At 71.9% G+C, this 15,418-nt stretch carries 13 protein-coding genes; 11 read left to right on the forward strand and 2 right to left on the reverse strand.

Annotation, left to right across the window (positions count from 1 at the left end; translation table 11 throughout):
• Window positions 1-44 precede the first annotated feature (44 nt).
• The 4 genes from G9272_RS24405 to G9272_RS24420 all read left to right on the forward strand — a co-directional run bounded on the left by G9272_RS24405 (window position 45) and on the right by G9272_RS24420 (window position 4,662).
• On the forward strand, window positions 45-1,337 hold the full coding sequence (locus tag G9272_RS24405; RefSeq protein ID WP_171398540.1) for an aspartate kinase: 1,293 nt from the start codon (window positions 45-47) through the stop codon (window positions 1,335-1,337).
• Entirely contained in the window at window positions 1,337-2,395 is a 1,059-nt protein-coding gene (locus G9272_RS24410; protein ID WP_171398541.1) for an aspartate-semialdehyde dehydrogenase, read from the forward strand. The genes G9272_RS24405 and G9272_RS24410 overlap by 1 nt, the downstream gene beginning before the upstream one ends.
• 468 nt (window positions 2,396-2,863) lie before the next feature.
• Complete coding sequence (locus tag G9272_RS24415) at window positions 2,864-3,496, forward strand: SigE family RNA polymerase sigma factor (RefSeq protein ID WP_253267926.1); 633 nt, start codon at window positions 2,864-2,866, stop codon at window positions 3,494-3,496.
• A gap of 134 nt (window positions 3,497-3,630) precedes the next feature.
• Complete coding sequence (locus G9272_RS24420; protein WP_171398543.1) at window positions 3,631-4,662, forward strand: hypothetical protein; 1,032 nt, start codon at window positions 3,631-3,633, stop codon at window positions 4,660-4,662.
• On the opposite strand, the gene G9272_RS24425 is transcribed toward G9272_RS24420, so the two are convergent.
• Complete coding sequence (locus G9272_RS24425; protein ID WP_171402149.1) at window positions 4,632-5,513, reverse strand: SURF1 family protein; 882 nt, start codon at window positions 5,511-5,513, stop codon at window positions 4,632-4,634. The genes G9272_RS24420 and G9272_RS24425 overlap by 31 nt on opposite strands.
• A gap of 167 nt (window positions 5,514-5,680) precedes the next feature.
• Here G9272_RS24425 and G9272_RS24430 point away from each other — a divergent pair, with 167 nt between their 5' ends.
• Window positions 5,681-7,495: a S9 family peptidase gene (locus G9272_RS24430; RefSeq protein ID WP_171398544.1), complete on the forward strand. Its 1,815-nt coding sequence runs from the start codon at window positions 5,681-5,683 to the stop codon at window positions 7,493-7,495.
• Window positions 7,496-7,581: 86 nt separating this feature from the next.
• Here the strand turns inward: G9272_RS24430 and G9272_RS24435 are convergent, their stop codons facing one another.
• Complete coding sequence (locus G9272_RS24435; protein WP_171402150.1) at window positions 7,582-9,471, reverse strand: NAD-binding protein; 1,890 nt, start codon at window positions 9,469-9,471, stop codon at window positions 7,582-7,584.
• Window positions 9,472-9,659: 188 nt separating this feature from the next.
• On the opposite strand from G9272_RS24435, the gene G9272_RS24440 reads away from it, so the two are divergent.
• The 6 genes from G9272_RS24440 to G9272_RS24465 all read left to right on the forward strand — a co-directional run bounded on the left by G9272_RS24440 (window position 9,660) and on the right by G9272_RS24465 (window position 15,213).
• Window positions 9,660-10,718, forward strand: coding sequence for a permease (locus G9272_RS24440; protein ID WP_171398545.1), 1,059 nt, complete (start codon window positions 9,660-9,662; stop codon window positions 10,716-10,718).
• A complete protein-coding gene (locus G9272_RS24445) occupies window positions 10,715-11,524 on the forward strand; it encodes a TIGR03943 family putative permease subunit (RefSeq protein ID WP_171398546.1) in 810 nt (269 codons plus the stop codon). Before G9272_RS24440 ends, G9272_RS24445 begins: the two co-directional genes overlap by 4 nt.
• Before the next feature lie 265 nt (window positions 11,525-11,789).
• The gene (locus tag G9272_RS24450; protein ID WP_171398547.1) at window positions 11,790-11,975 is read left to right on the forward strand and encodes a hypothetical protein; all 186 of its coding nucleotides are present in this window, start codon (window positions 11,790-11,792) and stop codon (window positions 11,973-11,975) included.
• A gap of 128 nt (window positions 11,976-12,103) precedes the next feature.
• Window positions 12,104-13,522, forward strand: a complete 1,419-nt coding sequence (locus G9272_RS24455; RefSeq protein WP_171398548.1) for an N-6 DNA methylase — start codon at window positions 12,104-12,106, stop codon at window positions 13,520-13,522.
• The gene (locus G9272_RS24460; protein WP_171398549.1) at window positions 13,522-14,733 is read left to right on the forward strand and encodes a hypothetical protein; all 1,212 of its coding nucleotides are present in this window, start codon (window positions 13,522-13,524) and stop codon (window positions 14,731-14,733) included. Before G9272_RS24455 ends, G9272_RS24460 begins: the two co-directional genes overlap by 1 nt.
• 84 nt (window positions 14,734-14,817) lie before the next feature.
• Entirely contained in the window at window positions 14,818-15,213 is a 396-nt protein-coding gene (locus tag G9272_RS24465) for a luciferase domain-containing protein (protein ID WP_171402151.1), read from the forward strand.
• Window positions 15,214-15,418: the final 205 nt, after the last annotated feature.

The following is a 15,418-nucleotide window of genomic DNA, read 5'->3' on the forward strand; positions in this document are numbered from 1 at the left end:
GAGGGCGTATGTGCGGAAACAGACAAACTGAGCGAGGAGCGCACGTGGGCCTTGTCGTGCAGAAGTACGGAGGTTCCTCCGTAGCCGATGCCGAGGGCATCAAGCGCGTCGCCAAGCGGATCGTGGAAGCGAAGAAGAACGGCCACCAGGTGGTCGTCGTCGTTTCCGCGATGGGCGACACGACGGACGAGCTGATCGATCTCGCCGAGCAGGTGTCACCGATGCCCAGCGGCCGGGAATTCGACATGCTGCTGACCGCCGGAGAGCGGATCTCCATGGCCCTGCTGGCGATGGCGATCAAGAACCTGGGCCACAGCGCCCAGTCGTTCACCGGCAGCCAGGCAGGCGTCATCACCGACTCGGTTCACAACAAAGCCCGGATCATCGACGTCACGCCGGGGCGCATCCGGACCGCGCTGGACGAGGGCAACATCGCCATCGTCGCCGGGTTCCAGGGTGTCAGCCAGGACAAGAAGGACATCACCACGCTGGGGCGTGGCGGGTCCGACACCACGGCCGTCGCCCTCGCCGCCGCGCTCGACGCCGAGGTCTGCGAGATCTACACCGACGTGGACGGCGTGTTCACCGCCGACCCGCGCGTGGTGAAGAAGGCACAGAAGATCGACTGGATCGCCTTCGAGGACATGCTGGAGCTCGCGGCCTCCGGTTCCAAGGTGCTGCTCCACCGCTGTGTGGAGTACGCCCGCCGCTACAACATCCCGATCCACGTCCGTTCGTCCTTCAGTGGACTCCAGGGCACGTGGGTCAGCAGTCAGCCACTCGTTCAGAAGACACAGCAGCAAGGGGAAAAGCCGGTGGAGCAGGCCATCATCTCCGGTGTCGCGCACGACACCTCCGAGGCCAAGGTCACGGTCGTCGGTGTGCCGGACAAGCCGGGCGAGGCGGCCGCGATCTTCCGTACGATCTCCGACGCCGAGATCAACATCGACATGATCGTGCAGAACGTGTCGGCGGCCTCGACCGGCCTGACGGACATCTCCTTCACGCTTCCCAAGGCCGAGGGCCGCAAGGCCATCGACGCCCTGGAGAAGAACAAGGCCGGCATCGGCTTCGACTCGCTGCGCTACGACGACCAGATCGGCAAGATCTCGCTGGTCGGCGCCGGGATGAAGACCAACCCGGGCGTCACGGCGGACTTCTTCAAGGCCCTGGCCGACGCGGGCGTGAACATCGAGCTGATCTCGACCTCCGAGATCCGCATCTCGGTCGTGACGCGCGCCGACGACGTCAACGAGGCCGTGCGCGCCGTGCACACCGCCTTCGGGCTCGACTCCGACAGCGACGAGGCCGTCGTCTACGGGGGCACCGGCCGCTGATGGCCGACAAGGTGCGGCCGACCCTCGCGGTCGTGGGAGCGACCGGGGCCGTCGGCACGGTCATGCTCGGGATCCTGTCCCAGCGGGCCGATATCTGGGGCGAGATCCGCCTGATCGCCTCCCCGCGCTCGGCCGGCCGCAAGCTGGCCGTGCGCGGCGAGGAGGTCGAGGTGGTGGCTCTGTCGGAGGAGGCCTTCGACGGGGTCGACGTCGCCATGTTCGACGTGCCCGACGAGGTCGCGGCGCACTGGGCGCCGGTCGCCGCCGCCAAGGGCGTGGTCGTCGTCGACAACTCCGGCGCCTTCCGGATGGACCCGGAGGTGCCGCTGGTCGTCCCCGAGGTCAACGCGCACGCGCTGCGCACCCGGCCGCGCGGGATCGTCGCCAACCCCAACTGCACGACGCTGTCGATGATCGTCGCCCTGGGCGCGCTGCACGCCGAGTACGGGCTGCGCGAGCTGGTGGTGTCGTCGTACCAGGCGGTGAGCGGGGCCGGGCGGGCCGGGGTGGAGACGCTGCGGCGGCAGATCGCGCTGGTCGCCGGCACCGAGCTGGGGACCGGCCCCGGTGACCTGCGGCGGGCCGTCGGCGACGACACCGGGCCGTTCCCGGAGCCGGTGGCGCTGAACGTCGTCCCGTGGGCCGGGTCGCTGCGCGCGGACGGCTGGTCGTCGGAGGAGATGAAGGTGCGGGACGAGTCCCGCAAGATCCTCGGGCTGCCGAAGCTGCCGGTGGCCGTGACCTGTGTGCGCGTCCCGGTGGTCACCACGCACTCCCTCACCGTGCACGCCCGGTTCCAGGACAAGGTCACCGTGGAGGGCGCCCGCGAGATCATCGCGACGGCGCCCGGTGTCGTCCTCTTCGACAACCCGGCGGCGGGGGAGTTCCCCACGCCCGCCGACGTGGTCGGCACCGACCCGACCTGGGTGGGCCGGGTGCGGCGGGCCCTCGACGACCCGACGGCGCTCGAGCTGTTCGTGTGCGGGGACAATCTGCGCAAGGGGGCCGCGCTGAACACCGCGCAGATCGCGGAGCTGGTGGCGGCCGAGCTGTCGTGAGGTGGCCGAACCGGCGTGCGGTGAGGTGCTACCGGAAGTAAAAGCGCTGGCCAGGGCTTGGTGGGTTTGTAGGATCTCCAGTGCAATGTGAGCCGGTCGTTGGTCCGAACCACTTGTATCGGACACCTTTGGCATCCGAAGATTTTCCTCCCCGCTCTCCGCAACCGTGCGCAGGGCGGGGAGCGTCTTTGCTGTCACCCTCCGGGGTGTGCGCAGACGTGTGAACGATCACAGCGTTCGGGGACGCGGTGATCTGGGCGTGGGGACGCCCGTTCATATGGCATATAGGGGAAGAGCGGGACACATGAGACGGGTGCGCGGGGCCTTGGTCGACGCAAAAGTGACGCCGGACGCGTACAACCCCCACGGGGGGAAGTGTGTCCAACTGGCGTGGCAGAGGTACTCGAACTCCCAGTGGCGCCCCGCGGCGCGGCCTTTCGGCCGCCGCGAGCCGTCCTCCGACCCCGTATGCCCGGCACGCCCGGCGGCATGCCGGTGATCGCGCCCATGCCCGCAGCGCGGCCCGCCCGCGTCCCCAGCCAGCGTGACGGCGCCGAAGCCGCCGAAGCCGCTGAAGTGACCGTCGCCGCCGAGAACGCCGAGGCGGCCGGCACCACCGTCGACCACCTCACCGAGACCTACCGGGCCCACTACCGCTCGCTGCTCGGTCTCGCCGCCCTCCTTCTCGACGACACCGCCTCCTGCGAGGACGTCGTCCAGGAGGCCTTCATCCGCGTCCACTCCGCGCGCAAACGCGTCCGCGACCCGGAGAAGACCCTGGCCTACCTGCGTCAGACGGTCGTCAACCTCTCCCGCTCCGCCCTGCGCCGCCGCATCCTCGGCCTGAAGCTGCTCTCCAAGCCGATGCCGGACATGGCCAGTGCGGAGGAGGGCGCCTATGACCAGCTGGAGCGCGACTCGCTCATCAAGGCGATGAAGGGCCTTCAGCGCCGGCAGCGCGAGGTCCTCGTGCTGCGCTACTTCGCCGACATGACCGAGGCCCAGGTCGCCGCGACCCTCGGCATCTCCCTCGGCTCGGTCAAGGCCTACGGCTCGCGCGGCATCGCCGCCCTGCGCATAGCCATGGAGGCGCCGGCGTGAGCGGAGAAGCCGAAGGGCAGGGCTCGCACGGCGGTCACGACAGTCACGAGCGCCACGAGCCGTTCGCGTGGCACGAGCCGACGTCCTCGTCGCGTACACAAGAGCCGAAGCAATCGCACGCTGGGAACTCAACCGTGAACCACCACCTCGACGACCAGAGCCCCGACGGGCTCGACTCGGACGAGCTGGCACTGCGCCGGATGCTGCACGACGCCGTCCAGGAGATGGAGCCGCGCGACGGCTCGCTGGACCACCTGCGGCGGGCCGTTCCCGTCCGGCGGGCCCGCAAGCGGCAGGCGGCCGTCGGCATGGCGGCCGCGGCCCTCTTCCTCGGCACCGCCGTCCCCGCCGTGCTGCACGTCTCGAACGCCGGCGGCTCCGACGCCAACCCTTCCATCGCCGGCCAGGCCTCACAGGCGCAGGGGGGCACGGATCAGGGCAAGAACCCCGACGGCGGCTCCTCGGGCAAGGTCGGCGGTTCTTCCGGCAAGACCGGTGAGCAGGGCAAGGGTGGCGCCACCGACTCCGGCCAGGGCAAGGAGTCCGCGGGCGGCACCGCCTCCAGCGGTACCGGACCCACCTCCGAGTCCGCGGCGAGCGCGCCCGCCTGCGCGGCGGACCAGCTCGAGGCCGGTACTCCCGGCGTCGACGTCCCCGACTCGGCCGGCACCGTCTACGGCACCTTCCTCGTCCAGAACGCCTCCAGCGCCACCTGCACCGTGAGCGGCGCCGTCGACGTGACGTTCGGCGCCCAGGGCGCCGCCGACGCCTCGAAGATCACCGTCGTGGAACACGCCTCCGGCGACGCGGCGGCCGGCCTGCCCGACCCCTCCCTCTACGTCACCCAGCACGCGCTCGCCCCCGGCTCGGCCTACGAGGTCAAGTTCGCCTGGGTGCCCTCCGAGACCTGCCCCACCACGGGCGGCAGCAGCGGCGGCGACAGCGGCGGCTCGGCGTCCCCCTCCCCGACCCCGACCGAGCAGTCGAGCACGACCGGCGAGACCACCTCCGGCACCTCGGCCCAGATGTACACCGAGGACGGCACGGTCGAAGGCAGTGTGAACGTGTCCTACACGGCCGAGAGCGGCTCTCCGACGAGCGTGGCCACGGTGTCCGGCGCGTGCGCGGGGACGATCTACCGGACGGGCGTGCTGGCGTCTTCCTGAACCCGATCGTGGCGATCGGTCGATCCGGCGCCGGGCTCCTCGGACTCCCCGGGCCCCTCGGATTCCCCGGGGCCCTCGGATTCCCCGGGCTCCTCCGGGAGGATGCCGAGCTCCGCGTCCCGCGCGAACTCCACCTCGCGGCGCAGTAGCCGGAACCACATGAACACCACGAACCCGGCGAAGACGAACCACTCGCCGGTGTAGCCCAGGTTCTGGAACGCCTTCAGATCGAGCCCCGTGTCGGCCGCCGCGGTCGCGGGCACCGCCGTCATCCCCGAGTCGGCGGTGTCGAGCGTGACCCAGGCGTCGTAGAGGTCGTACGGCACCAGGTTGACCAGCGACGCGGCGCTGATCGCCGAGGTCTGCCCGGCCGGCAGACCGCCCTGTGCGCTCACCCCGTTGTCGCCCGGTGTCTCCGAGGCCTGGAGCGTGCCGGTGACGGTGACCTGGCCGGCCGGTGGCTTCGGGGCCTTCGCGGAGTCGGCGCTGCCGGGCAGCCAGCCGCGCACCACGGGCAGCGCCTTGCCGCCGTCCGTGCGCAGCAGGGTCAGCACGTAGTACCCGTCCCTGCCGTCCAGCTGCCGGTCGGGCACCAGCAACTGCTTGCCGTAGTGCCCGGTGGCGGTGGTGCGCCGGCCGGAGGTCGCCTTGTCCACGGGCAGCAGCTCGGCCAGCGGTCGCGCGGCCTCGGTACGGGCGGACTCGGCCAGTTCCTTCGCGCTGCGGTGGTCGTCCACCCGCGCCTCGAACCGGCTCAGCTGCCAGGACCCCATGAACACGCAGAAGGGGATGGCCAGCAGCACGAAGACGTTGATCCCCCACCAGCGGGGCGTCAGCAGGAACCGGTACACGCCCTCCACGGTACGGGGCGGGCGCGGGGCGCCCACCCGCGGGGTGAGGCTCGGGTGGGCTCGGGTGGGGCTCATTGGTGGGAGGGAGGTGCGAAGTCGGTGGGAAGTTATCCACAGCCTGGGGACCTTGGCGTCCCAACGTCGTCGCGGGCGGGCAATATGGGGTCATGACTGAGAGCAACGGGTCCGCCGCACCCGAGCAGTACGAGGAGATGCCGGACTGGGAGAAGCGCTTCCGGGCGCCCCGGGTGTCGCTGCCCGACTGGGCGGAGGACGCGCCGGACCGCGCCCTGTTCGTTTCCAATGCGACGGGGACGTACGAGCTGTACGCCTGGGACCGGGCCACGGGCCACCAGCGCCAGGTGACCGACCGGGCCAACGGCACGACGGACGGCGTGCTCACCCCGGACGGCGCGTGGATCTGGTGGTTCGACGACAAGGACGGCGACGAGTTCGGCGTCTGGCGCCGTCAGCCCTTCGGCGGCGGAGCCGACGAGCCCGCCACCCCGGGCCTGGACGCCTCCTACCCGGCGGGCCTGGCCCTCGGCCGCGACGGCCGTACCGCGGTGGTCGGCCGCTCCACGGACGAGGAGGGCACGACGATCCACGTGGCGCGGGTCGGCGAGCCCCCCTTCGAGCTGTACCGCCACCGGGAGTCGGCGGGCGTGGGCGACCTCTCCCACGACGGCTCCCTCATCGCCGTCGAGCACACCGAGCACGGCGACGCGATGCACTCCGCGCTGCGGGTCCTGCGCCCCGACGGCTCGAAGGTCGCCGAGCTGGACGACACCAAGGGCGGCGTCGAGGAGCTGGGCCTGGAGGTGCTGGGCTTCGCCCCGGTCGACGGCGACACCCGGCTGCTGATCGGCCACCAGCGCCGCGGCCGCTGGGAGCCCCTGGTCTGGGACGTGGCGACGGGCACGGAGACGGACCTGGACCTGGACCTGCCGGGCGACGTCAGCGCCGAGTGGTACCCGGACGGCTCGGGCCTGCTCATCGTGCACAGCTTCGAGGCCCGCAGCGAACTGTTCCGCTACGACCTAGCGAGCGCCGCGCTGGAGCGGATCACCACCCCGCCGGGCACGGTCTCCGGGGCCACGGCCCGTCCGGACGGCAGCGTGGAGTACCTGTGGTCGTCCGCGGCCCGGCCGCCGGCGGTCCGCTCGACGACCGGCGAAGTGGTCCTGGACCCGCCCGGCATGAAGTCCCCCGGCTCGGTCCCGGTGGAGGACGTGTGGGTGGAGGGCCCCGGCGGCCGCATCCACGCACTGGTCCAGCGGCCCGCCGGCGCCACCGGCCCGCTGCCCACCGTCTTCGACATCCACGGCGGCCCGACCTGGCACGACAGCGACGCCTTCGCGGCGGCCCCGGCGGCCTGGGTGGACCACGGCTACGCGGTCGTCCGCGTCAACTACCGCGGCTCCACCGGCTACGGCCGCGCCTGGACGGACGCCCTGAAGCACCGGGTGGGCCTGATCGAGCTCGAGGACATCGAGGCGGTCCGGGAATGGGCGGTGAGCTCGGGCCTCGCCGACCCCGCACGGCTGATCCTCACCGGCGGCTCCTGGGGCGGCTACCTCACCCTCCTGGGCCTCGGCGCCCAGCCCGACGCGTGGACCGTGGGCATCGCGGCCGTCCCCGTCGCCGACTACGTCACGGCCTACCACGACGAGATGGAGGCCCTGAAGGCGATGGACCGCACGCTGCTCGGCGGCACCCCGGAGGAGGTCCCGGAGCGCTTCGAGGCCTCGTCCCCGCTGACGTACGTCGACAAGGTGCGGGCCCCCGTCTACATCTCGGCCGGGGTGAACGACCCCCGCTGCCCCATCCGCCAGATCGACAACTACGTCAGGCGCCTGGAGGAGAGGGGAGCGGTGCACGAGGTGTACCGCTACGACGCGGGACACGGCTCGCTGGTGGTGGACGAGCGGATCAAGCAGGTCCGACTGGAACTGGAGTTCGCGGAACGACACCTTCGGTAGGAGGTGGGGGGCGAGACATCCTCGCCCCCCATCCCCCCATCCCCCCATCCACCGATCCACCCATCCACCCATCCCGCCCGGGGGGCCTACGCCCCCGGCCCTCCTCGCCGCCTGCGCCGCAGCAGCTCCGCCAGCCCCCGCCGGGTGGCGGCCAGCACCACCCGGTCCGAGCCCCGCAGGACATACGTGTCCGGCAGATCCCACACCAGCCCCGACCCGCCCTGCCGCTCCCGCCCCGTGTCCAGCGCCAACACCCGCCAGTACCCCGCCCGAAACGCCTCCCCGACCGTCTTGCCCTCCAACTGCGCATGCCCCCCGACTTGCAGCGCGGCGAACAGCAACACCCGCCGCTCCACCGGGATCGCCCCCAGGATCTGCCGCCCCATCATCGCCCCGGCGAACGACGGCGCCGACAGGTGCGACACGCTTCGGCTCCGGGTCAGGGCCTGGGGATGGGCGGCTCGCAGGGTGCGGTACACGGCGGTGGCGAAGTCGTCGTCGTACAGGCGGAGTACCACCCGTAGGTCGGGGCGCAGCGAGCGTGCGTAGAGGGCCGCTTCGAGGTTGGTGGTGTCGGAGCTGGTCACCGCCAGTAGTGCGTGCGCGCGGTGGATCTTCGCGGCTTCCAGCACGCCCTCCTGGGTGACGTCGCCCAGGACGACCGGTACCCGTAGCCGTCGGGCCACCGCCAGGCCGCGTGCCTCGGGTCCCGCCTCGACGCAGACCACGGGGATGTTCAGCTCGCGCAGGCGGATCAGTACCCGGGTGCCGATCTTGCCCAGCCCGAGCAGTACGACGTGCCCGCCGAGCCCCCGAGGAGGCCGGCGCAACGCCCCCGCCCCGCGGAACGTCCCGAGCGCCTCCAGTACCGCCGCCAGCAGCACCGGTAGCAACAGCAACCCCACCAGCCCGGAGAGGAGTTGGAGGATCTGGCGGTCGGTGCTCGAGCCGATGGCCGGGTCGTTGATGGAGAACAGGTCCAGCAGCGTCAGGTACAGGGCCCCCAGCGGATGGATGCCGGTCGCCAGCCACAACGCCACCGCCAGCGCGAACACGCACGCCACCAGCCCGGCCAACGAGAACCGCAGTCGCCGCGAGAAGAGGGAGGCGAACGACGGCACCATCCCCACCCCCCGCCCGGCCGGCAGCGCGGACCCGGCGGAGTACGACACCTGCTCCAGCACCACCGACCCGCGCCGCCCGGCCGCGTCCCGCACCGCCGCCGCGTCGGGCAGCAGCAGCGGGCCCTGCTCACCGCTGGCCTCGGAACCGTCCGCGAAGGCCGGGTCGTTGGCGTTCGCGGAGAGCAGTGCGAGCGTGGGCAGGCCCGGCAGGTCGGGCCCCCCGGGCTCGGCCGGCAGCCGTTCCACGGCCCGCAGCAGCAGTCCGTCCGTCTGGACGACCTTGCTGGTGCCGACGACGGCGGTCGCGGCCAGTGCGGGTGCGGCGGTGTCCGCGTCGGACAGGACGGTGGTCGAGGCGTCGCTCGCCGCCCCGTCCCCCGGTGCGCCTCCGGTGGCCAACGCGGCCGCCTGGTCGAGGAGTTCCTCGATGTGCTGGCCCAACCGCCGGTTGTAGAGCCGCAGGACGAGCCGCAGCCGGGGGTTGAGCCGGCGGGCGGTGAGGGCGGCACGGATGTTGGTCTCGTCGTCGTCGTACACGAGCGCCAGCGCGGCGGCCCGCTCCACACCCGCCTCGGCGAGCACGGCCTCGGTGGCCTCCACGGCCTCCAACGTCCGCTGACCGCTCGCGGGTTCGCTCGGGGCGGTGGGCGTGCCGTTGCCCGCCGCCCGGTTGACGGCCGCGCTCACCACCCGGTCGAGCAGCGCCGCCGACACGGCGCGGGCCCGCCCCACGACCGGCGGCCGTGCCGTCCGTTCGGCGGGCGGCACGACGAGCGTGACCTGCTCCTCGTACACCCCCCGCAGCTCGGCGGCGAGGCGGTGCGCCAGACCGTCGTCACCGCACACCACCATGTGCGCGCCGGCGGTGCCCGGCGGCTGACCCTGATTCGGAACGCTCCCCACGAGGGAGAAGACTGCCTCACCGGGGCGGGAGGTTCCACGGATGAAGTGAACACCCCGTACGGAACTCCCGTATGAAAGGGGAGGGAATGCGAGAAACAGGCATCAGGGAGAACACGGAAGCCGGAGGTGCGCGACCCGTGGCCATCACCAGAGCGGCCCCGCACGAGGAGGGCGCCCGCCGGGACGGACCGCAGGCACCGCCCGCACCGCCCTCGCCACCCGCACCGTCCGCGCCGCCCGACGAGCCCAGGCGTCTCACCTCGCCCCTGGTCCTGACCATGCTGCTGCTCCTGATGGTGCTCATGCAGAGCCCCATCCGCCGCGCGCTGTCCGCCCCGGTGATGCAGAGCTGGACGACGGTCTTCGTGGCGGTGGTGGTGCAGGCCCTCCCGTTCCTGGTGCTGGGGGTGCTGCTGTCGGCGGCGATCGCGGTCTACGTACCGCCCTCCTTCTTCGCCCGCGCCCTGCCGTCCCGCCCCGGGCTCGCCGTCCCGGTCGCCGGGGTCGCGGGCGCGCTGCTGCCGGGCTGCGAGTGCGCGTCGGTCCCGGTGGCCGGCGCCCTGGTCCGCCGGGGCGTGACCCCGGCCGCGGCCCTCGCCTTCCTGCTCTCCGCCCCGGCGATCAACCCGATCGTGCTGACGGCGACGGCCGTGGCCTTCCCCCGCAACCCCGAGATGGTGCTGGCCCGTTTCGTCGCCAGTCTGCTCGTGGCCTGCGCGATGGGCTGGCTGTGGCAACGGCTGGGCCGCACGGACTGGCTGCGTCTGCCGGCCCACGCGCCGCACGAGGGGGAGACCAAGGGGGCCGCGTTCTGGGACTCGGTCCGGCACGACGTGATGCACGCGGGCGGCTTCCTGGTCCTGGGCGCGATGGCTGCGGCGACCCTGAAGGCCGTCGCCCCGGAGAGCTGGCTGCGCACGGCCGCGGAGAACCCGGCGGTCGCCGTCCTGACGCTGGCCGTCCTCGCGGTGGTCCTCTCCATCTGCTCCGAGGCGGACGCGTTCGTCGCCGCGTCCCTGACCCAGTTCTCCCTCACGGCCCGGCTCGCCTTCCTGGTGGTCGGCCCGATGATCGACCTCAAGCTGTTCGCGATGCAGGCGGGCACCTTCGGCCGGGGCTTCGCGCTGCGCTTCGCCCCGGCGACCTTCGCGCTGGCCATCGCGTCGGCGGTCCTGACGGGATGGGTCCTGCTGTGAACCGACAGTCCCAGGCGGCCGTCCTCTTCCTCCTCGGCGCGGCCCTGCTGCACGCCGGCACCACCGACCTCTACCTCCGCTACGTCAAGGCGGGCCTGCGCCCGCTGCTCCTGGCATCCGGCGCGATCCTGATCGTCACGGCGCTGGCGACGGCGTGGTACGAGCACCGCAGGACGAAAGCGAAGCGCGAGCAGGAGCAGCGGAAGGCAGGCGCGGCCCCCCACCCCGAACACGCCCACCCCGAACACGCCCACCCCGAACACGCCCACCCCGGACCCGCCCACCCCGAACACAGTCACCCCGAACCCCGGGTCTCCTGGCTCCTGATCCTCCCCCTCCTGGCACTGATCCTGGTCGCCCCGCCGGCCCTGGGCTCGTACAGCGCGACCCGCACGGGCACGGCCCTCCAGGAGCCCCTTGCCTACCCGTCCCTCCCCGCCACGGACCCGCTGCCGCTGAGCGTCGTCGACTACGCGGGCCGAGCCGTGTACGACCACGGCCGCACCCTCACCGGCCGCGAGGTCCGCCTCACCGGCTTCGTGGCCCTCGACCACGAGGGCACGCCCTACCTGGTCCGCATGGCCCTCAACTGCTGCGCCGCCGACGCCCAGCCGGTCAAGGTCGGGCTGACCGGCGACATCCCCCCGGTCCTCCAGCCGGACACCTGGCTGACCATCACCGGTACCTACACCTCTCGCACCACCCACGACCCGGTCAACAACGGCCCGATCCCCTTCATCAAGGTCACCACCGCCACACCGACCCCGACCCCACGGGATCCTTACGACGAGTCGTGGAACAACTGAGGGAGCAGGGGGCGGGGGTGAGTGATCGGCTCCCTCTCCCGACCGCTCCACCTGGCCGGTGTCGATGGCAGATCACAAACGGTGTGCTCTCGCGATTCCGCTCTCGAACCCGCGCGCGCGTCTAAGGAAAACCCAAACGGTGTGCTCCAAGCTGCCGTTGCGCTCCGGCCTCTACGGTTCAACTGGCTCGGCAATGCGAGCCGGGGCGAACAGGAGCTGGAGACAGATCCGTTGGCCTCATGTGACGTACCGGATGGGAGTCGGAATGGATCAGAAGTGGTGGCTCGTGATCGTGGCCGTTCAGCTCGCGGTGATCGCGGCACTGCTGGGCGGGATCGTCAAGCGAGTCGGCGGGGCGGCCATGCCGGGGGCGGTCCAGGCGGGAGCCGCGACCTTCGCGGCCACCCTGACCCTGGCCCTCATGGTCGTGTCCGATGTGGGCCTGATGTGACCATGGAACAGCGGACACGACGACACGGGGGGAAGCCGATGGCGGCGACGGGGCCGGACGCAGGTACGGAGACCACGAGGGGTACGGCGACGATCGGGGAGGACAGGGCACTCCTCACGGTGCGGCGGTTGACCCGCAGCCTGGCGGGTCGGCTCAGTGCTCAGGACGCCTCGCGGGTCGTCATCGGGTTGATCTACCTGCGCAACACGGCACGGGAGCAGCCTTCCGATGTGTGGGGGAGGTCCGAGAAGCCGTCCTGGTCCTGGCTCGTCGCGCAGACCGGTAAGGACCGGCACCTGGGCCCGCATGTGCGGTGGTGTCTGAGCGAGTGGCTGCCTGAGGAGCTCGCACGGGAGGACGCCGACGCGCGCCGCGATTTCGTGCCGGCCCTCCTGCCGGCGGTCGACGGGATCCTCAGGAAGCTGGTCGTTGCGATCGATCAGGTCGACCGGGTGGGAGATCTGCTGGAGCGGTGTCTGGAAGATCTGTCCGCCGTGCAGGCCAAGGGCGGCCACTACTTCACCCCCCGCGACCTCGTCCGGTTGCTGGTGGCGTCGGCGGCTCCGCAGTCCGGGCACCGCGTGCTCGATCCGGTGTGCGGCTCGGCCGGACTGCTGGCCGAGGCCGACCGGCAGGTGCGGGAACGGACCGGGCTGCGGCCGAAGCTGGAGCTGACAGGGCGTGACATCCACGCGGGCACGTTGCAGATAGCGCAGTTGAACCTCGCCGCGCGGGGCATCCGCGCCGACCTCGGCACGCCCGTGGACAGCCTCGGGGAGCCGCCGGGAGGCGCCTACGACATCGTGCTGGCCAACCCGCCGTTCAACATGACCCCCTGGTACGACGGGTCGGCTCCGCGCGGGGACGACCCACGGTGGCCCGAGCCGCTCCGGCCGCCGAGGGACAGCGCCAACTTCGCCTGGATCCTGCACTTCGCGCACGCCCTCGCCCCGCAGGGCCGCGCGTCGTTCGTGATGGCCGACGGCGCCGCCGCCAGCGCGCGGCGGCTGGTCGAGAAGCAGCTCCGGCGGCAACTCGTCCAGGACGATCTCGTCGAATGCGTGGTGGCATTGCCGCCCGGCCTGTTCCCGCACACCCGTATCTCCTGCTGCCTGTGGCTGCTGAACCGGGACAAGAGCCCACACCGGGGCTGGGGGGAGGCCGACCGGCGTCGCCAGGTCCTCTTCGTCGACGCCCGGCGGGCGTACGAACTCGCGCCGGGCAAGCGGCAGAAGCAGCGGCGCCTGGCGGCCGACGGCACCGGGCGCATCCTGCGGACGCTCGCCGCGTGGCGAGCCACCGAACCGTCCTCCGGTGAGGGCGCGGTCCGCTACGAGGACGCACCGAACTGGTGCGCTTCCCGCTCGTCGCAGGACATCGCCGACGCCGAGTTCAGCCTGCTGCCGGCCGTATACACCTCGGAGGACCTCGACGAGGACACGTCGGTCGACCAGCGGGTCGACGAACTCACATGGGAGCTCTACACCAAGTTCGAAGAGGCACAGGCTCTGGAGAGCGAGCTGCGACGCGCCTTGGACGAGCTGTGATGCACGACCACGTCGGTTCCGGCATCACCGGCTCGGACCTCGATGACGTCTGGACGTCGACGACGGTCGCCGAAGCCGCCGAGGACATGCGCATCACCTACGGCATCAGCGATCGTGACCTGCCCGATCACCAGGGTGTGGTCCGCATCGGCGACATCCGCGACGGTCGCGTGCGCACCGATCAGCCCGGGCGTACCGGCGCCGCCGAGCCGAAGGACACCCGGGCGGCGCTGCGCGCGGGCGACCTGGTCGTCGTACTCGTGCGCCGCGCCGGTGACGCCGCGCTGGTCACGGAGGAACACGCCGGTTGGATCGCGACTCGGGGTGTGGGCATCATCCGGTCCGAGGACTCGCACGTCACCCGGTGGTTGCGCATCTGGTTCCGGACGCCCAGGGCCCAGGCCTGGATCGGGCAACACGTGGACGCGCACGTGGAGCCGACACTGAGTCTCGACGCGTTGCGGAGGATGCCGGTACTGCTGCCGCCACCCGCCCGGATCGACAGGCTCGACGACGTCGTCGGCCTGATCGAGGCCAGGATGGAGCTGAACCTGCGGATCGCCGCCGACGCGGTGCAGCTGGCCGACGCCCAGCACGCCGCTCTGGCCCGGCATCGCGCCTGGTGGCCGCTCCGCCCGTTCGGTGCGGTGACCCGCGCGGCGACCGGCAGAGCGGCGCCGAAGGCCGCCGGGGAGGACGACGGTCCACGCGTCACCCGAGTCGCTCCGGGCGACATCCTGGACGCGCGCCTGCCGTACATCGCGGCCACCGGCCAGGAGGGGCCCGCCGAACCCCGTACCGTCTGCGACTCGGGAACGATTCTGATCGCCACCCGGCCCGGCGGCGGACACGCCGCGGTCACGCTGCGGCCGACGGCCCCCGGCCGCGGCGTCGTTGCGATCCATCCGCAGGCCCCCACGGACCTCTGGTGGCTGCTGCACGAACTCCGCTCCCGTGGCGAGGAACTGTCCGGAGCCGCGCAGGGCCGACACGCACGTGAGATCACGGCCCGTGCCTTCTCGAAACTCGACGTGGCATGGCCGGACGAGGACACCCGCCGACGGTTCGACCGGGTGGCGGAACCGCTGCACGGCAGGGCACGGAAGGCGGTCGAGGAGAACCGGGTCCTGCGTGAACTGCTCGGCACGCTGCTGCGCGGCCTCTCCTCCGGTTCGGGGCGGGTGTCCCTGGGGGGCCCGGGCGCGCCCTGACCCGGGGAACTCGCGGTGCTACAGCCCGGTTACGGCTCCCTCAACCTCTGGTGGCCGGGCGGTGAGCGCCTCATGATGGGGGCCATGACGGCGGCCTCGCGTGCCTTGACACGACTGGCGACCTGGCCGGACCTCGCGGAGGTCCGGCCCAGCTGCGGCACCGGTCGGGCGTTGCGCTCGGGCGGGGTCGAGATCGCGCACTTCCACTCCGACCGGAGTGTCGACCTGCATCTCACCGGCAAGGCGATCCGCCGGTTCGAGCGGGACCTGAGGCACTCCACCGCGATCCGGCTGCTGCCCGGCTCGCCCTGGGTGACCGTCCATCTGGAGTGCGAGACGGACATCGACCTGCTCATGACGCTGGTCAGCGCCGCTCTCCAGGCCCACCAGAGGCACCCGGACGCGGACATCACCGGCCTTCCGCGGTGCAACGAGGACCGGGAAGTGGCGCTCACCCGCGAGAGCGTCGGCGGCATCTAGACCTCCGGGCCCCTTTCGCTCGGGGTCACTCGGGGTCACTCGGGCTCAAGGAGCACCCCGGCCTGCGGTTCGCCTGCGCTGGTACTCCTTCGGCCTCTTCACCCATCCCGGTCGTCTGGATAGCTGACGGTCCGTCAGTTATGGTCGGCCTGGCGTGCCGAACCCATACCGACGCCGACGCCGATGTTGATACGGAAGGGGCGAG

Source organism: Streptomyces asoensis (assembly GCF_013085465.1).
Classification (GTDB): domain Bacteria; phylum Actinomycetota; class Actinomycetes; order Streptomycetales; family Streptomycetaceae; genus Streptomyces; species Streptomyces cacaoi_A.